Origin of the sequence: Burkholderia territorii (genome assembly GCF_001718335.1) — a bacterium.
GTDB classification, from domain to species: Bacteria; Pseudomonadota; Gammaproteobacteria; order Burkholderiales; family Burkholderiaceae; genus Burkholderia; species Burkholderia territorii.
In genome coordinates this window covers 2434754-2459054 of sequence record NZ_CP013365.1, presented here as the reverse complement: position 1 = coordinate 2459054, position 24301 = coordinate 2434754, and the positions used below count along the sequence as shown (strand labels likewise).

The window sequence follows — 24301 nt, the reverse complement described above, 5'->3', positions numbered from 1 at the left end:
GACAGATATATGCGCCCGCCGGCGTTCGCGGCGCGGTGTGTCGAGTGCCTCGCGCCGCGACGCCCGCATGCGGCCGCACGGTGGTGCCCGCGCTTGATTGCATGGCGCCTCAAGAAGGGCGCCGCGCGGTCGTTAACGCGAGAGAGACCATTCCGTATACCGCTTCGCCGCCATGCCTTTGCCGATCGTGATCGCCGACGACTCCTTGCTCGCTCGCAAACTTCTGACAAAGGCACTGCCGGGAGACTGGGACGTCGACGTCGCGTATGCGGCGAATGGTCGCGAGGCGCTGGCGCTCTATCGTGACGGCAAAGCTTCCGTGATGTTTCTGGACCTGACGATGCCCGACATGAACGGCTATCAGGTGCTCGAGACACTGCGCCACGAAGATCTGAACACGTTCGTGATCGTGGTATCCGCCGATATTCAGCCGCAGGCGCAAGCACGCGTGCGCGAACTGGGCGCGATCGCATTCGTTGCCAAGCCCGTGACGTCGGAGGCGTTGCTGCCCATTCTCAAGGAGTATGGGTTGTATGCCTGAATCGGTGTTCACGGCGGAGCAACGCGACGCGTTGCAGGAGATCGCCAACCTCGCGATGGGCCGCGCCGCCGCACGGCTCGCGCTGCTGCTCGGGCATTTCATCGAGCTGTCGGTACCGCGCGTGCGCGTCGTGAAGGCCGCCGATGCGGGCGATGCGCTGCGCGAGATGACCGGCATCCACGAGAACGTGACGGCCGTGCGCCAGGGATTCCGTTCCGACATCAAGGGCGAGGCGATCGTGCTGTGCCGCAGCGCGGGCGTCGCGCGGCTCATGTCGTTGATGGACCGCACGTTCGGCGACGGCGTGTACGCCGGCATGGCCACGCAGGACGAACTCGTGTTCGATGTCTCGAACGTGCTGATGAGCGCGTGCGTCTCGTCGATCCTCGACGAACTCGGCCGCAAGCCCGTGTTTTTTCCGCCGGGGCTGCTGGGTGCGAACGTGTCGTTCGAAGACGTGTTCCAGCCGAACGCGCTCGCATGGAGCGTCGCGCTGCTGCTCGAAGTGAACTTCGGCCTCGAGGATCATGCGTTCCGCGCACATTTCGTGATGCTGATGGCCGAGGATTCGATCCGGCTGATGGGCGATGCGCTCGACGCGTTGCTGTCCGCGCTATGAACGCGACGACCACCGCCGCCCCGTCGCTCAGCGACCTCGTGATCGAACGGGTGGGCTTCGGCCTGTTCGTGCTGGATCGCGCGATGAACGTGCTGATGTGGAATCGCTTCATGCAGGACCACAGCGGTATTCCCGCTGCCGACGTGATCGGCCGCAACCTGTTCGACCGCTTTCCGGAACTGCCGCGCGCGTGGCTCGAACGCAAGCTCGAGAGCGTGTTTCAGCTCGGCAGTTTCGCGTTCAGCTCATGGGAGCAACGGCCTTACCTGTTTCGCTTCGAGCACGACCGCCCGATCACCGGCGGCGTCGATTACATGCAGCAGGACTGCACGTTCATGCCGCTCACGCGCGGCCGCGAAGTCGAGGCCGTGTGCGTGACGATCTCGGACGTCACACACGTGAGCGTGATGCAGCGCGAGCGCGAGGAGGCGGTCGCGAAGCTGCGCGAGCATGCGAACCGCGATGGCCTGACCGGCATCGCGAACCGGCGCTTCTTCGAAGCGCGGCTCAGCGACGAGTTCGCGCGCTGGCAGCGCTACGGCGGCGACCTGTCGATGCTGCTGTTCGACCTCGATCACTTCAAGACGATCAACGACCGGTTCGGGCATGCGGTCGGCGATGCGGTATTGCGCGAGACGGCGCGCCGCGTCGCGTCGATCGTGCGCGCGCAGGATACGTTCGGCCGCTTCGGCGGCGAGGAGTTCGCGCTGCTGCTGCCGTGCACGAATCTCGATGAGGCGATGCGAGTGGCCGACAAGGTGCGCGATGCGATCAGCAGCACGCCGGTCGATGCGGAAGGCGTCAGCGTGCCGGTGACGGCGAGCGTCGGCGGCGCCAGCGCGACGGCGGGCGCTGCGGCGTTCGACGCGCTGGTCAACGAGGCCGACACCGCGCTTTATCGCGCGAAGCGGCTCGGGCGCGATCGGTCGGTCGCCTACGGATAACTGACGCAGCATCGCTCGCTCGTCGCCCCTCGCCGCGCGATGCGTGCGGTGCGCGCCGTTCAGCTCTTCGCGATATCCGCGAGCACGCCCGCCAGCACGGCCGGCTGCGACACGAACGGCGAATGGCTGCTGTCGAGCTGATGCACGTGCGTCGGGTTGCCGGGCACGAACGCGTCGGCTTCGTCGATGAAGCGCTGCTGCAGCGCGGGCAGGATCACGCGATCGGCGAGGCACTTGATGTAGTGGCGATCGATCGCGCCCCAGCGCGCGGCGGTCGTCGGGATCGCCGTCGCGAACGGCGCGGCGGGCACGTCGCAGGTCATCAGGTTCGCCACCGCCTCGAAGTCGGCCTGCGGCGCGTCGTCGTACAGCGCGCGCTTCGCGAGCGCGCGATACGCGGGATCGCCGCTGCGCGGATCGATGCGCAGCGCGCCCGCGACACGCGGGCTCGCGAGCATCAGCGGACCCAGCATTTCACCCTTGTTCTCGGGCGCACGCACGTAGTCGAGGCCCGGCACGCCCGACGCGGGCATGAACGCCGCGAGATAAACGATCTTCGCGATCTTCTCCGGCGCGCGCTCCGCCGCGGCCGTGATCGCGAGGCCGCCCATGCTGTGACCGACGAGCACCACCTTGCCACGGCCGAGCGCATAGGCGTCGTCGACGGCCTGCATCACCTGCGTCGCGTAATCGTCGAGCGTCGTATTCGCGACCGGCGACGGCTCGGCGCCGAAGGCGTCCGCGTCGAGCGGCCGTTCGAGATAGGACGCGGGAAAGCGGGCATTGATGCCGTGCGCGGGCAGGTCGCGCGCGATCGACAGGTAGCCGCGCGCGGCCAGCGCAGCCGCGACGTGCGCATAGCACCACGCACCGTGCCACGCGCCGTGCACCAGCACGAAAACGGGATGGTCGGAGGGGGCGGCGGCGGTTACGTTCGTCTCCATGGTGTCCGTGTTTTTTTCGAGAAGGATGTTCATCTTAGACGAAGCCGCGCGCGTCCAAGCATGCACGCGCGGCCCGACCGTGCGCAGGCGCATGCCGGCTGTCGCGATGCGGCCCTTTTGTCTCGTTCAGGCCACATTTCGTCTCGATCTGATTTGAATTTGTGCCGAAGCGCGCTAAGTTGGCGCTTTGCTACCGACTGCGTCCCATGAACGTCGACTATCTCTTCTACCGGCGGCCGGACAAGCCCGGCCCCTATTCGCTCGACGACCTCGGCGAGACCGCGCCGCCGATCGGCGCGAGCGACATGGTGCGCGCGGGAATCGCGCGCGTGTTCGAGCAGATCGACTGGCACGAGTCGCCCGACGTGCCGGGCGCGTGGTTCGGCACCGGCGGCCCGTCGTTCCAGTTCACGGCGGAGCCCGACGGGCGCGTGACAAGCTTTATGGGTTCGCGCCTGGAACGCCGTTCGATGCTCCAGCTGACCCGCGAAATGGGGCTCATCGCGCTCGATCTGCAGCGCGACATCGTCTACGGCTGACGGGCGGCGCGACGCCGACCCCGCCGCGGCCGTCCACGCCGGGCCCGCCAGCCTCGGGGCGGCCCGCCTGGCACGGCGCGCGTCCGCCATCGAACTTCAAAGATTGCTATACTTTCGCCCAATTCCGGCTTCCGGCCGGTAATTTGTGCCTGTCTGCGTCGATCGTTCGCATATCTCGCACGCATTTGACGCCCTGACCAACCCAGCCGGGCATGGCTTCTTCAATCGCCCCGCGTGGGTGTCTCCGTGGAGCTCGTCTTGGCCGTTTCCAATCTCGTCGTGGACGAACAAGAAACCGACGCCGCTGCCGTCACATCGGGCAGTTCTTTCTATCTGGCGATGCGCATCCTGCCGGCGGTGCAGCGCGACGCGATGTTCCAGGTCTATGCGTTTTGCCGCGCGGTCGACGACATCGCGGACAGCGACCTGCCGCGCGCCGAGCGCAACGCGGGCCTCGATCGCTGGCGCGCGGACATCGACGCGTGCTTCGCCGGCCAGCCGCCGCGCCATCTGGTCGCGCTCGAGCGCGAGATCCGCGCATTCGACCTGAAGCGCGAGGACTTCCACGCGATGATCGACGGCATGGCGATGGACGCCGCCGAGGACATCTGCGCGCCGGACGAACCGACGCTCGACCTGTTCTGCGATCGCGTGGCGAGCGCGGCCGGCCGGCTGTCGGTGAGGATTTTCGGGATTCCGGAGGCCGCAGGCATCGAACTGTCGCACCACCTCGGCCGCGCGCTGCAACTGACCAACATCCTGCGCGACATCGACGACGACGCGGCGATCAATCGCTGCTACCTGCCGCGCGAGCTGCTCGCGCGCGAAGGCATCGCGATCACCGATCCGGCGACGATCGTGCGCGACCCGGCGCTGCCGCGCGTGTGCGCGACGCTCGTCGAACGCGCGCTCGAGCACTTCCGCGCGGCGGACGCGGTGATGGACACGTGCACGCGTGCGCAGGTGAAGGCGCCGCGCATCATGTCGGGCGCATACCGCTGCATTCTGGACGCCGCGATCGCGCGCGGCTTCGCCGCCCCGCGTGCGCCGCTGCGCAAGCCGAAGGCGCGCATGCTGATGATCGCCGCGCGCTACGCGCTGTTCTGAGCCGATGCCCAGAACCGTCCACGTGATCGGTGCAGGACTCGCGGGCCTGTCGGCTGCCGTCGAGCTGCAACGCCGCGGGCGGCGCATCGTGCTGCACGACGCGCATGCGCATGCGGGCGGCCGCTGTCGCTCGTGGTTCGACGGGACGCTGAACACGACGCTCGACAGCGGGCTGCATCAGTTGTTCGCCGGGCAGTCCGCGACGCAGCGCTACCTGCGTGCGATCGGCGCGGCCGACCAGCTCGCGGGGCCCGCGCTGCCTGAATATCCGATGGTCGACGTCGCGTCGCAGCAGCGCTGGACGCTGCGCTTCGGCAACGGGCGCTGGCCGTCGTGGCTGTTCGATGCCGCGTCGCGTGCGCCGGGCACCACGCCGCTCGACTATCTTGCGCTGGCGCCGCTCGCGTTCGCGCGCACCGGCCGCTCGCTCGCACAGACGATGCGATGCGACGGCGTGCTGTGGGATCGTTGGCTGCGACCGCATTGCCTCGGGGTGCTGAACGTCGAACCGCGCCACGCGAGCGCCGAGCTCGTGCGCACCGTGCTGGGCAGCGCGTTCGCCGCGGGCAGCCCGGGGTGGCGCCCGCTCGTCGCGCGCCATGGGCTCGGCAGCGCGTTCGTGGAACCGGCGTTGCGGATGCTGCAGCATGGCGGCGCGCAGATCCGCCTGAACTCGCGGCTCGATGCGTTCGAATTCGGCGCGCACGGCAACGCGATCGACGCGGTCGCGATCGGCGGCGAGCGAGTCGATCTCGCGCCGGGCGATGCGGTCGTGCTGGCCGTGCCGCCGGAGGTTGCGCAGCCGCTCGTCCCGGATCTCGCCGCGCCCGACACGTTCAGCGCGATCGTGACCGCGTATTTCGCGGTTGACACACCGGCCGGCAGCCCGCTGCAGACGACCGTCGTCAACGGCGTCGTCGATGCGGTCCGCACCGGCGGCGGTTCGCTCGCGGCGACGATCCGCGACGCGGGCCGCTGGCTCGACATGCCGCGCGATGTGCTCGCGCGGCGCATCTGGGAAGACGTCGCGCGCGTGACGGGCGCGAACCCGGAAACCCTTCCCGCGTGGCAGCTCGTCGTCGAGCCGCGCGCGGGGTTTGCGGCGGTGCCGTCGCAGGAAATGAAACGTCCGGCCGTGCGTACGCGCTGGACCAATCTCGTGCTGGCGGGCGACTGGATTGCCACCGGCTTGCCCGCCACGATCGAGGGCGCGATCCGTTCCGGCCAGCTGGCCGCGGACGTGCTCCAGACACAATAAGAGAGGGACCGATGAACGATCTCACCGATATGGCTACCCTGACCGCCGGCACCGTGCCGGCCGGGCTCGACGCGGCCGTCGCCAGCGCGACCGACGCGCTGCTGGCCGCGCAGAACGCGGACGGACACTGGGTCTACGAACTCGAAGCCGATTCGACGATTCCCGCCGAATACGTGCTGCTCGTCCACTATCTCGGCGAGACGCCGAACCTCGAGCTCGAAGAGAAGATCGGCCGCTATCTGCGTCGCATCCAGCAGGCCGACGGCGGCTGGCCGCTGTTTACCGACGGCGCGCCGAACATCAGCGCGAGCGTGAAGGCGTATTTCGCGCTGAAGGTGATCGGCGACGACGAGAATGCCGAGCACATGCAGCGTGCGCGGCGCGCGATCCACGCGATGGGCGGCGCCGAGATGTCGAACGTGTTTACGCGGATCCAGCTCGCGCTGTACGGAGCGATTCCGTGGCGCGCGGTGCCGATGATGCCGGTTGAGATCATGCTGCTGCCGCAGTGGTTCCCGTTCCACCTGTCGAAGGTGTCGTACTGGGCGCGCACCGTGATCGTGCCGCTCCTCGTGCTGAACGCGAAGCGCCCGATCGCGAAGAACCCGCGCGGCGTGCGCATCGACGAACTGTTCATCGACCCGCCCGTCAACGCCGGCCTGCTGCCGCGCCAGGGCCACCAGAGCCCCGGCTGGTTCGCGTTCTTCCGCGTCGTCGACCACGCGCTGCGCGCGGTCGACGGCCTGTTCCCGAGCTACACGCGCGAACGCGCGATCCGCCAGGCCGTGTCGTTCGTCGACGAGCGCCTGAACGGCGAGGACGGCCTTGGCGCGATCTATCCGGCGATGGCCAACGCGGTGATGATGTACGACGCGCTCGGCTACGCGGAAGATCATCCGAATCGCGCGATCGCGCGCAAGTCGATCGAGAAGCTGCTCGTCGTGCACGAGGACGAAGCGTATTGCCAGCCGTGCCTGTCGCCGGTGTGGGACACGTCGCTCGTCGCGCACGCGCTGCTCGAAACCGGTGACGCGCGTGCCGAGGAAGCCGCGCTGCGCGGCCTCGACTGGTTGCGCCCGCTGCAGATCCTCGACGTGCGCGGCGACTGGATCTCGCGCCGCCCGAACGTGCGGCCGGGTGGCTGGGCGTTCCAGTATGCAAACGCGCACTATCCGGACGTCGACGACACGGCCGTGGTCGTGATGGCGATGGACCGTGCGCAAAAGCTCAAGCAGACGGATACGTATCGCGAATCGATGGCGCGCGCGCGCGAATGGGTCGTGGGCATGCAGAGCAGCGACGGCGGCTGGGGCGCGTTCGAACCGGAAAACACGCAGTACTACCTGAACAACATTCCGTTCTCGGATCACGGCGCGCTGCTCGATCCACCGACCGCGGACGTCTCGGGCCGCTGCCTGTCGATGCTGTCGCAGCTCGGCGAGAGTGCGCTGAACAGCGAGCCGGCCCGTCGCGCGCTCGACTACATGCTCAAGGAGCAGGAGCCGGACGGCAGCTGGTACGGCCGCTGGGGGATGAACTACGTGTACGGCACGTGGACGGCCCTCTGCTCGCTGAACGCGGCCGGCCTGACGCCGGACGATCCGCGTGTGAAGCGCGGCGCGCAGTGGCTGCTGTCGATCCAGAACAAGGACGGCGGCTGGGGCGAGGACGGCGACAGCTACAAGCTCAACTATCGCGGTTTCGAGCAGGCGCCGAGCACCGCGTCGCAGACGGCCTGGGCGCTGCTCGGCCTGATGGCGGCCGGCGAGGTGAACAATCCGGCCGTCGCACGCGGCGTCGAATACCTGATCGCCCAGCAGAACGAAGAAGGCCTGTGGGACGAGACGCGCTTCACCGCGACCGGCTTCCCGCGCGTGTTCTACCTGCGCTATCACGGTTATCGCAAGTTCTTCCCGCTGTGGGCGCTCGCGCGCTATCGCAACCTGAAGCGCGCCAACGCGACGCGCGTGACGGTCGGGATGTAACGCGTGACGACGGTGCAGCACAACGGCACGTTGCCCGTCATCGCCGTCACGGGGATGGCTTTCGAGGCACGCATCGCGCGCGGCCACGGCGTGGAGGCCGTGTTCGCGGCGCGGGCCGACCGGCTCGAACGCGCGCTGGCGGATGCGACCGCGCGCGGTTGCGCGGGCATCGTGAGTTTCGGCACGGCGGGCGGGCTCTCGCCCGATCTCGCGCCCGGCGCGCTCGTGATCGCGGACGCGATCGACGGGCCGTTCGGCCGCGTGACGACCGATCCGGGCTGGAGCGCGCGGCTCGTCGCCGCGCTGCACGACACGCCGGTGTGGGCGCGCGTGACGCGCGGCACGATGGCCGCGGTCGGCGCACCGGTGGTCAGCGAGCAGGAAAAGACGTCGCTGCATCGCACGAAGGGCGCGCTCGCCGTCGACATGGAGTCGCATATCGCCGCGGCCTTCGCGGCGTCGCGCGGCGTGCCGTTCGCGGTGTGCCGCGCGATCGTCGACCCTGCGTGGCGCACGCTGCCGCGCGCGGCGACGGCCGGCTTGCGCGACGACGGCAGCACCGCGATCCTGCCGATCCTGCGCGAGCTGCTGAAGCAGCCGTCGCAGCTCGGCCCGCTGCTGCAGGTCGCGGGCGACGCGCGCGCGGCACGCACGACGCTGATCCAGGCGCGGCACGCATTCGAGCGTGCGGGCGCGATGCGGATCGCCTGAGCGGCGCTCGCCGCTTTTCCGCTGTTCTTCTCCCCTTCTCTTTTTCGTTTCGTGGACGCGCAAAAAAAGAGCGCTGCATGATGCAGCGCTCTTCGGCTTGCGGGTGGATGTCGCGTTACTGCGCTGCCGGCCCGCTCGCGGGCACCGTCGGCATTGCCGGCGCGATCGGCGCGCCGTTTGCTGCGGGCGCTGTCGTCGCCCCGGCCGACGCAGCGGCCGGCGCCGCTGCAGGCGCACTCGCAGGCATCGCACCGTCGGCACCCGGATCGTCGTACTGCGGCAGCCCCGGCGCGGCAGGCGCGTTGTTCGGCGCCGTGCCCGATGCGCCGCCCGCGTCGCCCGGATCCTCGTAGTTCGGCAGACCCGGCACGGTCGGCGTGCCCGCCGGCACCGCGCCCGATCCGCCCGGCTCGATGTAGTTCGGCGGCGCGGCCGAAGCCGACTGGCCGCGATACGTCAGCGACTTGCGCTGCTGCAGATACGCATCGCGGACGAACGAATATGGATCGAGCGCCGCCTGCTTCAGCAGATCCGTCGCGCCGAGCAGGTCCGAACGCGCGCTGATGAACTGCGCGATGTACATCGGATTGCGGGCGGCCGGCTCGATGTAGTTGAGCAGGTTGAAGCGGACGTCCACCGCGCGGCCGACGCCGTCGCGGATCGTGCTCGGCCCGAACACGGGCAGCACGAGGTACGGGCCGGACGGCACGCCCCAGCGCGCCATCGTCAGCCCGAAATCCTGGTGATGCTTCGGCAGCCCGGCCGGTGTCGCGATGTCGATCAGGCCGGCGACGCCGAACACGGAGTTCATCGCCACGCGCATCAGATCCTGCGTCGCATCGGTGATGCGCAGCTGCAACAGGTTGTTGGCCATGTTGCCGAGATCGCCGAGGTTCGAGAAGAAGTTGCTGATCGCGGTGCGCATCGGCGTCGGCGTGATCTTCTGGTAGCCCTTCGCGATCGGCACGGCGATGTTCGTGTCGACCGTGTCGTTGAACTTGTACATCGCCCGGTTCATCGGCTCGAGCGGGTCGTTGGGATTGCGGTTCGGGCCCGTCGCGCAGCCGCTCAGCACCGCGCTGGCAGCGACGGTCGCCGCAATGATTCGCACCTTGTTCATTGGTTCCTTGGAATTGGTTCTTTGGCGCGTTTGACGCGCGGTTTGCCCATCAGGACGGGCTGAAACACCACGGCGCCGATCAGGGTGCAGGTCAACGCCAGCGCAAGCAGCTTGCCCATGCTCGACGTGCCCGGATGATGCGACAGCCACAGGCTGCCGAAGGCGGTTGCCGTCGTCGCGGCGCTGAACAGCACCGCGTGCGTGAGGCTCGAGTGCAGCAGGCCCGTCTGGCCCGCGCGCCACGCCATCACGAAGTACACCTTGAACGCGACGCCGACGCCGAGCATCAGCGGCAGCGCGATGATGTTCGCGAAGTTCAGCGACATGCCGAGCACGACGCACATCTCGAGCGTGACGAGCCCCGACACGAGCAGCGGCACCAGCGTGCGCAGCACGTCGCCGAAGCGGCGCAGCGTGATCCACAGCAGGATCGTGATCGAGAGGATCGACCACAGCGCGGCGTGCAGGAACGCGTTGATGATCGTGTCGGCCGAATGCAGGATCGAGATCGGTCCGCCGATCGCGCCTGGTTCGGCGGCCTTCACGGCCTTCGCGAAGCGGCGCAGCATTGTGTCGTCGTTCGGGTCGACGCCCTTGGGCACCTTCGGCGAAATCTGCACGAGCGCGTGGCCGTCCGGCGCGATCCAGTCGCGCACGAGCTGCGGCGGCAGCGATTCGCGCGTGACGTCCTGCGGCTGCAGCAGCGTCGCGAGCTGATCGAGCGCGATGCGCAGCGTGTCGGAGAATGCGCGCTCGGCGCGATCGCGCGTCGCGCTGTCGGCGGCGGCGAGCTTCGCGATCGATGCGGACAGATGTTGCGCGGCGGCCGCACCGGGCCCGGGGTGGTCTTCCGCCGCGTAGCTCAGCAGGTCCGACACGCGCTTGAGCGCGGCGACGCGCTGCGCGTCGGTCGCGGCCGGCGCGGCCGGCTGCGTGAGCGCGGGCAGCAGCTCGCTCGCGGCCGCGGCGATCGCCGCGCGCTTGGCCGGCTGGTCGGCCGGCACGAAGGTCGACAGCGTCGTCGTGCGACCGACTTCCGGCAGCGCGTCGAGGCGCTTCGCGGCGGCGTCGGCCTCGGCGAGCGACGGCGCGAGCAGCGTGACGTCGTTGACGGCTGCTTCGGGCGAATCCTTCAATGCGAGCAGCGTCGCCATCGATTCGCTGTTCGGATCCTTCAGGTGCAGCGGATTGAAGTCGAAGTGCAGGAATGCGAGCAGCGGCAGCGCGCCGATCACGACCGCGAGCGTGCCGATCAGGATCGGCTTGCGATGGCGATCGAGGAAGTCGTCGACCGGCGCGAGCCACGGAAAGCCCGGCGTCTTCGATTCGCCCGGCGGCGCGAACAGGCGCAGCAACGCGGGCAGCAGCGTGAGCGTGGTCAGCAGCGCGACGAACATCCCGACGCCCGCGATCAGGCCGAGCTCGGACACGCCGCGATAGGCCGTCGGGATGAACGAGAAGAAGCTCGCCGCAACCGCCGTGGTGGCCAGTGCGAGCGGCATGCCCATCGAGTGCGCGGCGCCGATCAGCGCGTGATCGATGCGCGGATCGCGGAAGCGTTCCTCGCGGTATTTCACGCCGTACTGGATCGAGAAGTCGACGCCGAGGCCGACGAACAGCACCATGAACGCGACCGAGATCATGTTCAGCGAACCGACCATCGCGAGGCCGAGCGCCGCGGTCACGACGAGGCCGACGAACAGCGTGACGAGCACCGAGCCGATCATCCGCTTCGAGCGCAGCGCGAGCCACAGGATCACGAGCACGGCGAGGAGCGTGAGCGCGCCGTTGAGCGCGGCGCCGTCTTCCACCGATGCGAATTCGTCGTCGGCGAGCGGTTGTTCGCCGGTCATGCGCACGACCGCGCCGTAGCGTTGCTCGAGGCCGAGCGCCTTCGCCGTGTCGCGGATCACCTCGGTCGTTGCGGCACCGGCCTTCAGCGCGCCATAGTTGACGACCGGCTGCACCGTGACGAACGCGCGGGCCGGCTGGCGCGCGGCATCGCTGTCGACCAGCCCGCGCCACGAGAACGCGGCGGGCTTGCCGGCCAGTACGTCGTCGACCGTCGCGGCGCTGCGCGCGAGCAGCTTCGCCATCGCGGGCAGCTTCACCTGGCCTGTCAGCAGCGGCTGGCCGAGCGTGGTGGACAGCGTGGTCGCGAGCCCGGTCAGGCTCGGGTTCTTCGCGAGCTCGTTGACGAGCGGCCGCGCGCTCGCGAGTTGCGTCGTCGTGTCCGACACTTCCTGCGGCGACTGGAACAGCAGCCCGTTGTGCTCGAAGAACGGGCCGCCGCCGGGTTCGGCGACCTGGCCGATGCGGCCGGCGTCGGCCTGCTTGCGCAGGGCGTCGGTGAGCGCATGCGCGGCGGCGGTCGCAAATTCGGGTGCCGGGGCCTCGACCACCGCGAGGATCGTGCCGTTGCGTTGCGGGAAGGCCTTGTCGACGGCCTGGCTGAGCGCGGCCCACTGCGGTTCCGCGTCGACGAGCTTGCTGATGTCCGTGTTGATCTTGAAGTGCTGCGCGACGTAGACGCCGCTGAAGGCGGCGACGACGAGCGACAGCACGACGACCCAGACGGGGCGGCGTACCGACCATGCAACGAGTCGGACGATGAGAGATGTCACCATGTGGCGGTGGGAAGGGGCTGGCAAGGACAAAGCAACGAGTATACCGGCGCAGCGTGGCGTGGGTCGCGACGTTGAAGCGTAAAGGGGCGGGAAGGATATTTGCTCCGCGGCGCAGGAATCGGCGCGCGGTGCCCGCCGATTTGTATGGGGATACTTACATAACCGGCCGGAATGGCGCCACGGCGGGGCCTGTGACAAAAGGGGTTCAAAGGTAACAGTCGGTCACCGCGCGGCAGGCCGGCCGCCGGGCCGCTATACTTCGACCCACCGGCCGATGCCATCGATGCAATCCGCCGGCCGTTTTTTCTCATCGAGTGCGATATCCGTATGAAACGTCATCTGTTTGCTTTCGTCGCCGCCGCCGCCGTGTCGGTTTCCGCTTTTGCGCAGAGCGCGCCCGTCGACATCGTCCGCAATGCGGTCGAAGGCACCGTCAACGCGATGAAGGCCGATCCGGCCGCGCGTGGCGGCGACATGGCGAAAGTCACGCAAGTCGTCGAACAGCGCTTCCTGCCCGCGACGAACTTCGAGCGCACGACCCGCATCGCGGTCGGCGATGCCTGGAAGCAGGCGAGCCCGCAACAGCAACAGGAGCTGTACAAGCAATTCAAGCTGCTGATGACGCGCACCTATGCCGCGTCGCTCGCGCAGCTCGGCGGCCAGGACGCGAAGTTCTCGTTCAAGGCCGGCGGCGCGTCGGGTGCCGATGCGCTGGTGCAGTCGACGGTCACGACGCCGGGCGACAGCCAGTCGGTCGGCTATCGCCTCGGCAAGGTCGGCAACGACTGGAAAATCTACGACATCGACATGTCGGGCGCGTGGCTGATCCAGGTCTACCAGGGCCAGTTCAAGAGCCAGCTTGCCTCGGGCGGCATCGACGGCCTGATCGCGTATCTGCAGAAGCACAACTCGCGGACGAACTGATCACCGTCAGCCGGCCGGCTGCTCGGCCGGTCGGCATGCATCAAGGGCGCCTTCGGGCGCCCTTTTCGTTGCGGGCGCGGGCCGGCGGCGACAGGTTCGGAACGGCGCAACGCCGGTGTCGGAGGGCTACCGCCGCCGATGCTCGACCGCGAACTTGATCAGCTCCGCCTGGCCTTCGATCTCGAGCTTGCGCTTCAGATTGAGCCGGTGCGTTTCCACCGTGCGCACCGACAGCCCCGTCTGCTGCGCGATCTGCTTGCTCGACAGCCCTTGCGCCAATGCATCGAGAATGTCGCGTTCGCGCGGCGTCAGGCGGTCGAGCGGCGACGCGGCCGCGCTCGCCTGGATCATTCGCGCGGCGAGCCCTTCGCTGAAGAACGTCTGCCCGGCGAGCACCGCGCCGATCGCGCGCACGATCTCGCTTGCGGGCGAGTCCTTCAGCAGATAGCCGCTCGCGCCGGCGCGCACCGCCTGCGTCACGTATTCGACGTTGTCGTGCATCGACAGCATCAGCACGCGAATCCCGGGAAAGCGCTCGTGGAAGACGCCGGCCAGCGTGATGCCGTTCATCCCGTTCATGCCGACATCCATCAGCGCGAGATCGGGTTCGAGCGACGCGGCGAGCGCGAGCGCCTCGTCCGCGTTGCCGGCTTCGCCGACCACGGACAGGTCGGCCGCCTCGAGCCGCATCCGCAGGCCGTCGCGCACCAGCGGGTGATCGTCGACGAGCAGCAGTCGGGCGGCGGGCCGGGTGATGTCGGGGGCGCTCATGGGCAAATGTCTCCGGTGATGGGCGCGTGCTCAGGCGGCGCGCAGCGGCACGCGCGCGGCCACGACGGTGTGGCCGACCTGCGACGTGATCGTCAATGTGCCGCCGAGCGCGTCGAGGCGCTCGCGCATGTTGCGCAGGCCGATGCCGCGGCGCGCATCGGTCTGCGACCGCTCGGCATCGAAACCGCAGCCGTTGTCGGCGATGGTCAGCGTGGCCGAATGCGCGCCGACGTCGAGCGTGACGGCCGCCCGCGACGCCTGCGCATGATGCACGATGTTGCTGAGTGCTTCCTGCGCGATCCGGAACAGCGCCGTGTTGACGGGCGCGGGCAACGGCCGCGCGCCGTTGTGCGCCACCTGCGTATAGCCGATGTCGATGCCGCTTTCGGCGCCGAGCTCGCGCACGAGCTGTTCGAGCGCGGCCGCGAGGCCGAGATCGTCGAGCATCGCCGGGCGCAGCGCATGCGAGATGCGACGCACTTCGCGCAGCGTGTCGCCGAGCCGTCCGATGCCCGACGCAAGCGCCTGCTCGGCTTCCGGCATCCGCGCCGCGCCGCGCTCGAAGCGCGCGAGCGCGGATTCGAGCATCAGCTTCGCGGACACCATCATCTGGCTGATCCCGTCATGCAGTTCGCGCGACAGCCGCTCGCGCTCCTGCTCCTGCGATTCGACGACACGCTGCGCGAGCTGCTTGAGCTTCGCGTCGGCGCTGCGCGACTCGCTGACGTTCAGCACCAGCGCGCAGACGGCGATCACCGCCGCGCCGGTCAGCGCGATCGCGGTGAGCCAGCTCATCGTCCGCTCGATGTTCGCGGACGCGCGCGCGTCGATGCGTTGCAGCGCGGTGTCGACGTCGTCGAGATAGATGCCGGTGCCGACCATCCAGCCCCAGCGTTCGAGCGCGACGACGTAGCCGAGCTTCGGCGCGGCCTTGCCGGTCGACGGCCGTTGCCACGTGTAGCGCACGTAACCGCCGCCGTGCGACGCGGCGCCGATCAGCTGCTGGATCGTCAGCGCACCCTGCGGGTCGCGCATCGACCAGTAGTTGTGGCCGACGCGCTCGGGCTCGCGCGGATGCATCAGCGCATTGCCGTGCAGGTCGTACACGAAGAAGTAGCCGTCGGGGCCGAAATCCATCTTCTGCAGCATCGCGAGCGCCTGCGTGCGCAGCAACGCGTCGTCGCGCGCGTTGCGGCCGCTCGCGTCGTACAGCGGCATGATCGCGCTCGTCGCGAGCTCGACGTAATGCTTGAGCTCGACTTCCTTGCTCGACAGGTAGGCGGCCTGGATCGTCGCATGCTGCGTGCGCGCGAGCGACGTCGCCTGCTGCCGCACGCCGAAGCCGATGCCGGTGATCGCGAGCAGGAACGGCACGATGGCCAGAAGGAAAATCTTTGCCTTGAGTCTCATGGTGGTGCGAAGCGGGCGCGGGGCGGCCGGCGCCCGTGTGGCGCGGCGGCGCGGCGAGCCGACATTGTCGGCGATTTCGCCGCAGGCGGCGCGGCGGCGTGCCGCCGGCCCGTCGTGGCTCAGGCGCGCCGCGGCGTGCGCTCGACACCCGCGGCCGTCTGCACGACGACGCGGTTGCGCCCGCGCTCCTTCGCGCGGTACAGCGCGTCGTCGGCGAGCTTCAGCGCGGCCTGGATGCTGTCGCCGCGTTCCGGATAGCAGGTCGCCACACCGACGCTTGCGGTCAGGCGGTCGGACGACCCCGTGGCGTGCCGGATGCCGAGATCGAGGATGCCGGTGCGGATCGCTTCGGCGATCGCGACGGCGCCGGGCGTGTCGACGTCGGGCAGCACGACGACGAACTCCTCGCCGCCGTAGCGGGCCGCATAGTCGGCCGGGCGCCGCAGGCAGCCGGCGATGCAGCGGCCGACCGCCGCGAGCGCGTCGTCGCCGGCCTGGTGGCCTTGCGTGTCGTTGTAGCGCTTGAAGTGATCGACGTCGACGAACAGCAGCGACAGCGCGTGTTGCGAGCGTGCCGCGCGGCGCCATTCGCGCTCGAGCGTGACGTCGAGCATGCGGCGGTTGTCGAGGCCGGTGAGGCCGTCGGTGCGCGCGAGCGCCTGCAGTTCCGCTTCCGCGCGGTGACGCTTGCGCAGCTGCACGTCGAGCAGCAGCGACAAGCCGACGAAGCCGAGCGCGAGCATGACCATCGCCGAGCCGATCGGAATCGCGCGGTCGTACCACGCGGCATAGGTGTCGGCTTCCGAGCGCGCGACCATGATGATCAGCGGCAGGTTGTCGAGATGCCGGAACACGTACAGGCGCCGCACGCCGTCGATCGACGCGGTGTCGGCGAAGCTGCCTTCGTTCGCGGTCATGAAGTGCCGGAACGTGCTGGCCTTGCTGATGTCGCGGCCGACGATCGCCGGATCGTACGGCTTGCGCGCGACCATCCGGCCGTCGGTGTTGATCAGCGCGACGGAGCCGCGATCGCCGAGCGCCAGGCGCGAGAACAGGTTCTGGAAATATTCGAGGCGGATCGACATCACGGCAACGCCGCCGAACGATCCGTCGGGGCGCGTGATCCGCCGGCTGAGCGCGATGCTCGGCGAGCCGCCGCGCAGCCGCGAACGATACGGATCGCTGACGTACAGGCCGACGTTCGGATTGTCGCGATGCACCGTGAAATACGGTTCGTTGCCGAAGTTGGCCTTGCGCGGCACGTCGCTCACGCCGTCGACCGCGATATCGCCGTTCGCATCGAGCACGTAGATGCCGCCGAGGTATTTGGCCGTCGTCGCGCGGTCGAACAGCACCTGGCGGCGCAGCGACATCGGCAGCGCGGCGACAGCGGGATCGTTCGAGCCGTCGACGACCGCCTGCAGCGACAGCGAATAGATCTCGATGTTGCGCTCGATGTCCCACGACGCCATCAGCGCGATGTTCTGCTGGGTGGTGCGCGCGCGATCGCGTGCATCGATGCGGCCTTCGTACAGTACGATCGCGCACAGCAGCAACAGGAGCAGCGCGATCAGCAGCCCTGAATAGAAGATCAGGTGCGGCAGCAGAAACCGGCGAAAGTGCGCGGCGATACGGCCCGTGAGGCCGGATTCGCTGGGCATTGCGTAGTCGGTTTCTGCCATGGTCCGTGGATCGATGTGCATCGCCGCCGGGCGGCGGGCCGATGCGATTGTTCGTATGATTTGTCGGCGGCGATCGGGTATGCGGTCTCCAATGCGCATCCCGTCCGATCCACCGGAGGAACCGGAGCCGATCATCGATGATTGCGGCCGGATAAACCGCAGGAATCACGCCATTCACCGGACGATTGGCCGCGATTCGACGATCCGACGAATTCGGCGGCGCGGATTGATCCGAGTATAACGCGCGTATTTGTCTGCGCGGAGAATGTCGCGGGCCGTTGATCCGGATCAATTTATTGTCGTGGCCGCTACTTGCCAATCGCGCGCGGAGCGTTGCCGTGCAAGGCTTTGCGCCGGGGGCGAAAGGGGCGCGAATTCACGGTCGCCGGCTTTACTGTTTTAACGGCCGAAGAAGCGGAAACTTGAAGTCACGCGAGAGCGGCCGATTATCGATTTCAGCGTCCGCGTAAATTGCCGAAAGAAAAAGCGGGCGGCCATGATGGCCGCCCGTTTCGCGAAACCGCATGCGGGAAAGCCCGCATGCCCGGGGTTCAGGCGCCGCGCTGCTGCGCCTTGTATGCGAGCCGGAACCGATGCAGCAGCGGCTCGGTATAACCGCTCGGCTGCGACGTGCCCTGCAGGGCGAGCGCGCATGCGGCCTTGAATGCCGTCGACTGGTCGTACCCCGGCGCCATCGGGCGATAGTTCGGATCGCCCGCATTCTGCTGATCGACGACGCGCGCCATCCGCTTGAACACGTCGAGCACGAACGCCTCGGTGATCACGCCGTGGCGCAGCCAGTTCGCGATGTGCTGGCTCGAGATGCGCAGCGTCGCGCGGTCTTCCATCAGGCCGACGTCGTGGATGTCCGGTACCTTCGAGCAACCGACGCCCTGCTCGACCCAGCGCACGACGTAGCCGAGGATGCCCTGCGCGTTGTTCTCGACTTCGCTCAGGATCTCGGCCTCGCTCCACTCGGCGCGTTCGACGACCGGCACGGTCAGCAGGCCTTCGAGCAGCGCGTCGCGTTCGCTCGCATACGGCGTCTTCTCGAGTTCCTGCTGGACGGCCTGCACGTCGACGAGGTGGTAATGCAGCGCGTGCAGCGTCGCGGCGGTCGGCGACGGCACCCATGCGGTGTTCGCGCCGGCGCGCGGATGCGCGATCTTCTGCTCGAGCATCGCATGCATCAGGTCCGGCATCGCCCACATGCCCTTGCCGATCTGCGCGCGGCCGCGCAGCCCGGCCGACAGCCCGGCGAGCACGTTGTTGCGCTCGTACGCCTGGATCCACGCCGACGTCTTCATGTCGCCCTTGCGGATCATCGGGCCCGCTTCCATCGCGGTGTGCATCTCGTCGCCGGTGCGGTCGAGGAAGCCGGTGTTGATGAACGCGACGCGCGCGGCGGCCGCGGCGATACACGCGGCGAGGTTCACGCTGGTGCGGCGCTCCTCGTCCATGATGCCCATCTTCAGCGTGTTGCGCGGCAGGTTGTACAGATCCTCGATGCGCGCGAACAGCGTGTCGGCGAACGCGACTTCGGCCGGGCCGTGCATCTTCGGCTTCACGATGTAGATCGAGCCCGTGCGCGAGTTGCGCTTCGCCTTCAGGTCGTGCAGCGAGCACAGCACCGTGACGACGCCGTCGAGAATCCCTTCGGGGATCTCGTTGCCGTCGCGGTCGAGCACCGCGCCGTTGGTCATCAGGTGGCCGACGTTGCGCACGAACAGCAGCGAGCGGCCGTGCAGCGTCAGCGTGCCGCCGGCCGGCGTCGTGTATTCGCGATCGGCGTTCAGGCGGCGCGTGAAGGTCTTGCCGCCCTTCGCGACTTCCTCGACCAGCGTGCCCTGCATCAGGCCGAGCCAGTTGCGATAGAGCTGGACCTTGTCGTCGGCGTCGACCGCCGCGACCGAATCCTCGCAGTCGATGATCGTGCTGACCGCGGCTTCGAGCACGACGTCCTTCACGTTCGCGAGATCGGCGCGGCCGATCGGCGTCGATGCGTCGATCTGGATCTCGAGGTGCAGGCCGTTGTGCTTCAGCAGAATCGCGGACGGTGCGCCTGCCGCGCCTTGATAGCCGACGAATTGCGCCGGCTCCGCGAGGTGCACGACGCCCTTGCCGGTTTCGACGGCGAGCTGGCCGTCTTCCACGCGATAGCGCAGTGCGTCGCGGTGCGAGCCGCTCGCGAGCGGCGCCGCGTTGTCGAGTACGTCGCGCGCGTAGTCGATCACGCGCTGGCCGCGCGTCGGATTGTAGGCCGTCGTGCGTTCGGCGCCGCCGTCCTCCGGCAGCGCGTCGGTGCCGTACAGCGCGTCGTACAGGCTGCCCCACCGTGCGTTCGCGGCGTTCAGCGCATAACGCGCGTTCGAGAGCGGCACGACGAGCTGCGGGCCGGCCTGCGTCGCGATCTCGCTGTCGACGTTCGCGGTGGCTGCCGCGACGTTCGACGGGACCGGCACGAGGTAGCCGATTCGTTCGAGGAACGCGCGATACGCGGCATGATCGCGTACCGGGCCCGGGTGCGCGCGATGCCACGCGTCGAGTTCCTGCTGCAGGCGGTCGCGTTCCGCGAGCAGTTCGCGGTTGCGCGGCGCAAGGTCGTGCACCAGGGCCGAGAAGCCGCTCCAGAATGCGGCCTTGTCGATGCCGGTGCCCGGCAGTGCTTCGTTTTCAATGAACTGGCTCAGCGCTGGCGCGACTTGCAGTCCTGCTTGGTCGATCATCGTGATTCCTCCCGGGGAATGAAAAACGCGCGCGCGTTGGCTGGCTATGCCACGACGCTTTGTGTGCCGGCGCGGGCGATCTGCGCATCCTGTTCGGACTTTACGCCAGACACGCCGATCGCGCCCGCAATGCGGCCATCCACCGTCACCGGCACGCCGCCTTCGAGCAACCCCGTCAGCGGCACGCTCAGAAACGCCGTGCGGCCACCGTTGATCATATCCTCATACGCCTTCGTCTCGCGACAGCCGAGCGCCGCCGCGCGCGCCTTGTCCTGCGCGATGCAGGCGCTGGCCGCCGACGCGCCGTCGAGGCGTGCGAACGCGAGCAGGTGCCCGCCGTCGTCGACGACGGCGATCGACACGGCCCAGCCGTGACGCTCGGCTTCCATGCGCGCGGCGGCGAGCATGCGTTCGACGTCGGCGAGTTCGAGTTCGGGCTTCGTTTTCATGGCTTTCCTCCGGAATCAGCGGTCAGTTGACAAGCCGGTTGTCGGCGAGCTCGATCCAGTGACGCACGCACGTGCGGCCCGCGCCGTTCCGATGAGTCTGGCAGCCGAAGCGGGCCGTGACAATCAGGTCCGGCCGTGCGGCTTCAAGTGTGTCGAGCTTGTCATCGTGCAGTCTGGCGGCGAGTTCGGGCTGCGTTAGCGAACTGGTGCCGGCCGAGCCGCGGCACGGATGGCCGTCGGCGATATTCGTCAGATCGAAGCCGGGCGGCGTCAGCATGCGCGCCGCCGCGCCGCCGAGCCGCTGCGCGTGCTGCAATGTGCACGGGCCGTGACCCGCGATGCGGCGTTGCGTTGCATCGGCCAGTGCGTCGAGCCGCTCGGCCGCGATCATTTCCGCGAGGTCGCGCGCAAGCGCGCTGACGCGTCGCGCCTTGTCTGCATAGACGGGGTCGGAGCGCAACAGGTCGCCGAATTCCTTCACGAACCCGCCGCAGCCGCTCGCCGTCGGCACGATCGCTTCCGCGCCGGCCTCGATCGCGGGCCACCACGCGTTGTCGGTGACGCTGGTCCCGCGCGAGAGGAACATCGAGGCTGTGGAGGCGAGGTTGCAGGAAACGGCCGGGCGACGCGTAACAGATCCGTTTCGGCATCTTTCGCCAAGCGTGCCGGGAACGGGCGCCGCGCGTCACGGCACGCTGCGCGGAACAAAAAAAGCCCGCCGAAGCGGGCAATCCTCTCGATGAAGAGGGGGAGATCCGAATTCGCGATCGACGATCGCCGATCAGCGCGAGTTCAACCTTTCGTCGCCCCGAACGTGAGCCCGGCCACGAAATGCTTCTGCATCGCGAAGAACATCGCGACCGACGGCAACGCAGCAAGAATCGACCCGGCCGAGACGAGATTCCACGACGTCGTCCATTGCCCTTTCAGCGCCGCCACACCCGCAGTGATCGGCGCAGCCTCGTCACCTTGCGTGAGACACAGCGCCCAGAAGTAATCGTTCCACACGAACGTGAACACGAGAATCGCGAGCGCGGCCAACGCCGGCCGGATCAGCGGCAACACGATTCGCCAGAACACCGTCCACTCTCCCGCGCCCTCGATCCGCGCCGCCTCGATCAGCTCGAACGGCAACTGCTTGATGAAATTGCGCAGAAACAGCGTACAGAACCCCGTCTGAAACGCGACGTGAAAGAGAATCAACGCCTCGACCGTATTGAATACCCCAAGCCTGAGCGACAGATCCCGCACGGGAATCATCAGCACCTGCACGGGCACGAAGTTGCCCGCGACGAACGTGCCGAACAACGCGGCATTCCCGCGAAACCGGTAAGTGGCCAGCGCGAACCCGGCCATCGCGGCCAGCGCGATCGACCCGAGCACCGACGGCACCGTGATCTGCACGCTGTTCCAGAAGTAATGCAGCATCGGCGACGTGGTCAGCGCGTCGCGATAGTTCTCGATCATCGAGAAGTGTCGCGGCCAGCCCCAGTAGTGGCCTTCGACCAGTTCCTCGGTCGAGCGCACCGACGTGACGAACACGGCGATCATCGGCAGCAGCCAGATCACCAGCGCGACGGGCAGCGACAGCTTGTACAGCCGGCGCGAGACCGGCTTCCAGTGGGCAACGGGTGTCGGAAACATGATGAAGGCATCCCCCGAAGGTCAGGTCACTGCTCGTTGCGCAGCATGCGGCGCAACTGAAACACGATGTAGACGAGCATGATCGCGAACAGCACGACCGCGATCGCCGCGGAATAGCCGAGCCGGTAATACTTGATCGCCTGGTCGTACATGTAATACGCGAGCACGGTGGAGCTCTCGAACGGGCCGCCGCCCGTCATCACGGAGATCAGGTCGAAGCTGCGCAACGCGCCGATCACCGTGACGACGATCGCCATGAACGTGGTGGGCCGCAACTGCGGCAGCACGACGTGCCACAGCAGCGCGAAGCCGCGCGCGCCTTCCATCCGCGCCGCTTCGATCTGTTCCGGGTTCACCGACGTGAGGCCGGTGAGGTACAGGATCATGCAGTACGCGGTTTGCGGCCACAGCGCGGCGAACACGATGCCGAACGTCGCGTAGCGCGCATCGCCGAGCACCGGGATGCCGTGGCCGGCGATCAGGGCGAGCAGCCCGAAGGTCGGATCGTAGAACCACGAGAAGATCAGGCCGACGACCACGCCCGACAACACGAACGGCGCGAAGAACAGCGACTTCACGAGCCGGATGCCGGCCACCGCCTGGTTCAGGTACAGCGCGAGCGCGAGACCGAGCGGCGGCGCGAGCATGAACAGCGCGAGCCAGATCACGTTGTTGCGTAGCGCGGTGTAGAACGTCGGCGCGTGCAGCAGTTCGGCGTAGTTGGCGAGACCGACGAACGTGCGCTCGGTCATCCCGTCCCAGTTGCAAAGGCTGAGCCACAGCGTCGACAGGATCGGCCAGATCACATAGACGGCAACCATGGCGCACGCGGGTGCGAGAAAGAGCCACGCGGCGCGCCGTTGCCGCCGCACGGCCGGCGACGGGCGGCGCGCGCGCAGCGCGGCGGGCGACCTGCCGGCCGGTGCGGCGGCGGCAGATGATTCGACGGGTCTGGACGTGATCGGACTGGACACGGCAAGCCTCCTGGGCGGACGCGGCGGCACGGGGCCGCCGCCGGGGTCGTGCGGTTACTTCTTGTAGATCCGCTTGCGGGTCTGCTCGAGTTGCGCGAGCACGGTGTCGAGCTGCGCGGGATTCGCGAGGAATTGCTGCATTCCCTTCATCCCTTCGTCGGCCATTTCCTTCGTCATGTCGCGGTCGTAGAACTGAGCGACGCCGCCGCGTGTATCGGCGAGGATCCGGAAGCCGATCCGCGAGATCGGATCGGCCGGCTCCGGCGATTTGCTGTTGGCCGACAGCGAGCCGAGCCCTTCCGCCAGCTTCGCGCCCATCTCGGGCGTTTCGACGAACGCGAGGAACGTGTGCGCGTCGGCCTTGTTCTTCGCCTTGGTCGGGATGTGCAGCGATTCGACCGGGCCGTCCTCGGCGGTCGGCACCTTCGGGTCGATGATCGGGAAGCGGTAGTAGCCCATTTCCTGCTTCACGTTCGGCGGAAAGCCCGCCGCGATGAAGGTGCCCATCAGCATCATCGCGGCCTTGCCCTGGAACAGGAACGGCTGCGCGCCGTCGAGATCGTAGGACAGCGCATTGTCGATGAAGTAGCCGGAATCGATCAGCGATTTCCACGTCGTGTAGACCTTCTTCACGCGCGGATCGGTGTACGGCACGTCGCCGGCCATCAGCTGCTGGTGGAACGCATTGCCGTTCAGGCGCAGGTCGAGATAGTCGAACCAGCCGGCGAGCGTCCACGCGTCGCGGCCGCCGACCGCGACCGGCGTGATGCCGGCCGCCTTCAGCTTCTTGCATGCATCGAGGAACTGCTCCCAGGTCTTCGGCTCGTCGGCGATGCCGACCTTGCGGAACAGGTCCTTGCGGTAGAACAGCCCCCACGAGTAATAGACGGTCGGCGCCGCGTACTGCTTGCCGTTGTACGACGATGCGTCGCGCGTCGACGCGTACATCGCGTCCCAGCCGTTCTTCTTCCAGTCGCCGCTCAGGTCCTCGAACAACCCGCGCTTCGCGTAGTACGCCATGCGCTCGCCCGCATGCCAGTTCACGACGTCGGGCGCGACGGTCGTGAGCCACGCGGGAAGCTGCACCTTGTACGCTTCCTCGTCGACGAAGGTCGGTTTCACGTCGATGTCGGGATGCGCCTTGTGGAACGCTTCGAGCGTCGACTGCCAGACCGCGCGCTGGCTGGCGCCCTTGAACGCGATGTTGATCGTCAGCGTGCCCGCGTCGGCGGGCGCCGCGGCGCCGAACGAAGCGAACGCGATGGCGGCGGCGGTCGCAAGCCGGGCGGCGACGCGAAGGGGGCGATGTGTCATGTGTGTCTCCAT

The 24301-nt window shown here is 68.1% G+C and carries 19 protein-coding genes and 2 pseudogenes; 9 read left to right on the top strand and 12 right to left on the bottom strand.

Features of this window, described 5'->3' with window-relative positions; translation table 11 throughout:
- Positions 1-172 precede the first annotated feature (172 nt).
- From WS51_RS10780 to WS51_RS10770, 3 genes are read left to right on the top strand one after another with little or no spacing between them, the layout of a single operon-like run.
- Positions 173-541, top strand: coding sequence for a response regulator (locus WS51_RS10780; protein WP_040138947.1), 369 nt, complete (start codon positions 173-175; stop codon positions 539-541).
- A complete protein-coding gene (locus WS51_RS10775; RefSeq protein ID WP_059448847.1) occupies positions 534-1160 on the top strand; it encodes a chemotaxis protein CheC in 627 nt (208 codons plus the stop codon). Before WS51_RS10780 ends, WS51_RS10775 begins: the two co-directional genes overlap by 8 nt.
- Positions 1157-2104 carry a GGDEF domain-containing protein gene (locus WS51_RS10770; protein WP_059448848.1) on the top strand — a complete coding sequence of 316 codons (948 nt, stop codon included), beginning with the start codon at positions 1157-1159 and terminating at the stop codon, positions 2102-2104. Before WS51_RS10775 ends, WS51_RS10770 begins: the two co-directional genes overlap by 4 nt.
- A gap of 59 nt (positions 2105-2163) precedes the next feature.
- Here WS51_RS10770 and WS51_RS10765 read toward each other — a convergent pair whose 3' ends face one another.
- Positions 2164-3048 (bottom strand): alpha/beta fold hydrolase, encoded by an 885-nt coding sequence (locus WS51_RS10765; protein WP_059501679.1) that lies wholly within the window; start codon positions 3046-3048, stop codon positions 2164-2166.
- Positions 3049-3254: 206 nt separating this feature from the next.
- Here WS51_RS10765 and WS51_RS10760 point away from each other — a divergent pair, with 206 nt between their 5' ends.
- The 5 genes from WS51_RS10760 to WS51_RS10740 all read left to right on the top strand — a co-directional run bounded on the left by WS51_RS10760 (position 3255) and on the right by WS51_RS10740 (position 8648).
- A complete protein-coding gene (locus WS51_RS10760; RefSeq protein ID WP_059448849.1) occupies positions 3255-3587 on the top strand; it encodes a hypothetical protein in 333 nt (110 codons plus the stop codon).
- A 258-nt stretch (positions 3588-3845) separates the two neighbouring features.
- Positions 3846-4694 carry a presqualene diphosphate synthase HpnD gene (hpnD, locus tag WS51_RS10755; RefSeq protein WP_059952319.1) on the top strand — a complete coding sequence of 283 codons (849 nt, stop codon included), beginning with the start codon at positions 3846-3848 and terminating at the stop codon, positions 4692-4694.
- Between the two features lie 4 nt (positions 4695-4698).
- A complete protein-coding gene (hpnE, locus tag WS51_RS10750; protein ID WP_069229087.1) occupies positions 4699-5952 on the top strand; it encodes a hydroxysqualene dehydroxylase HpnE in 1254 nt (417 codons plus the stop codon).
- A gap of 11 nt (positions 5953-5963) precedes the next feature.
- Entirely contained in the window at positions 5964-7937 is a 1974-nt protein-coding gene (gene shc, locus WS51_RS10745) for a squalene--hopene cyclase (protein WP_059772572.1), read from the top strand.
- 54 nt (positions 7938-7991) lie between these two features.
- Positions 7992-8648, top strand: coding sequence for a phosphorylase (locus WS51_RS10740; RefSeq protein ID WP_059449087.1), 657 nt, complete (start codon positions 7992-7994; stop codon positions 8646-8648).
- Between the two features lie 115 nt (positions 8649-8763).
- Here the strand turns inward: WS51_RS10740 and WS51_RS10735 are convergent, their stop codons facing one another.
- Together WS51_RS10735 and hpnN are read right to left on the bottom strand one after the other, a co-directional pair.
- The gene (locus WS51_RS10735; RefSeq protein WP_059794955.1) at positions 8764-9768 is read right to left on the bottom strand and encodes an MlaA family lipoprotein; all 1005 of its coding nucleotides are present in this window, start codon (positions 9766-9768) and stop codon (positions 8764-8766) included.
- Positions 9764-12395: pseudogene (hpnN, locus tag WS51_RS10730) on the bottom strand (hopanoid transporter HpnN); the annotation flags it as partial. The gene WS51_RS10735 and the pseudogene hpnN, both read right to left, overlap by 5 nt.
- Positions 12396-12722: 327 nt before the next feature.
- On the opposite strand from hpnN, the gene WS51_RS10725 reads away from it, so the two are divergent.
- Positions 12723-13319, top strand: a complete 597-nt coding sequence (locus tag WS51_RS10725) for an MlaC/ttg2D family ABC transporter substrate-binding protein (RefSeq protein ID WP_059448852.1) — start codon at positions 12723-12725, stop codon at positions 13317-13319.
- A gap of 126 nt (positions 13320-13445) precedes the next feature.
- Here WS51_RS10725 and WS51_RS10720 read toward each other — a convergent pair whose 3' ends face one another.
- From WS51_RS10720 to WS51_RS10680, 9 genes and pseudogenes are all read right to left on the bottom strand, one after another.
- Complete coding sequence (locus tag WS51_RS10720) at positions 13446-14090, bottom strand: response regulator (protein WP_059501306.1); 645 nt, start codon at positions 14088-14090, stop codon at positions 13446-13448.
- A gap of 30 nt (positions 14091-14120) precedes the next feature.
- The gene (locus tag WS51_RS10715; RefSeq protein ID WP_059501308.1) at positions 14121-15500 is read right to left on the bottom strand and encodes a cache domain-containing protein; all 1380 of its coding nucleotides are present in this window, start codon (positions 15498-15500) and stop codon (positions 14121-14123) included.
- Between the two features lie 119 nt (positions 15501-15619).
- The gene (locus WS51_RS10710) at positions 15620-17182 is read right to left on the bottom strand and encodes a sensor domain-containing diguanylate cyclase (RefSeq protein ID WP_059807158.1); all 1563 of its coding nucleotides are present in this window, start codon (positions 17180-17182) and stop codon (positions 15620-15622) included.
- A gap of 551 nt (positions 17183-17733) precedes the next feature.
- Positions 17734-19908: a malate synthase G gene (locus WS51_RS10705; RefSeq protein WP_059772590.1), complete on the bottom strand. Its 2175-nt coding sequence runs from the start codon at positions 19906-19908 to the stop codon at positions 17734-17736.
- 44 nt (positions 19909-19952) lie between these two features.
- Complete coding sequence (locus WS51_RS10700) at positions 19953-20357, bottom strand: GlcG/HbpS family heme-binding protein (RefSeq protein ID WP_069229086.1); 405 nt, start codon at positions 20355-20357, stop codon at positions 19953-19955.
- A 22-nt stretch (positions 20358-20379) separates the two neighbouring features.
- Positions 20380-20910, bottom strand: a pseudogene (locus tag WS51_RS10695) (heterodisulfide reductase-related iron-sulfur binding cluster); the annotation flags it as partial.
- Between the two features lie 239 nt (positions 20911-21149).
- Positions 21150-22001, bottom strand: coding sequence for a carbohydrate ABC transporter permease (locus WS51_RS10690; RefSeq protein WP_039318652.1), 852 nt, complete (start codon positions 21999-22001; stop codon positions 21150-21152).
- Positions 22002-22027: 26 nt separating this feature from the next.
- Positions 22028-22975, bottom strand: a complete 948-nt coding sequence (locus tag WS51_RS10685; RefSeq protein WP_060118646.1) for a carbohydrate ABC transporter permease — start codon at positions 22973-22975, stop codon at positions 22028-22030.
- 54 nt (positions 22976-23029) lie between these two features.
- On the bottom strand, positions 23030-24289 hold the full coding sequence (locus WS51_RS10680) for an ABC transporter substrate-binding protein (protein WP_059944624.1): 1260 nt from the start codon (positions 24287-24289) through the stop codon (positions 23030-23032).
- Between the last annotated feature and the right edge of the window lie 12 nt (positions 24290-24301).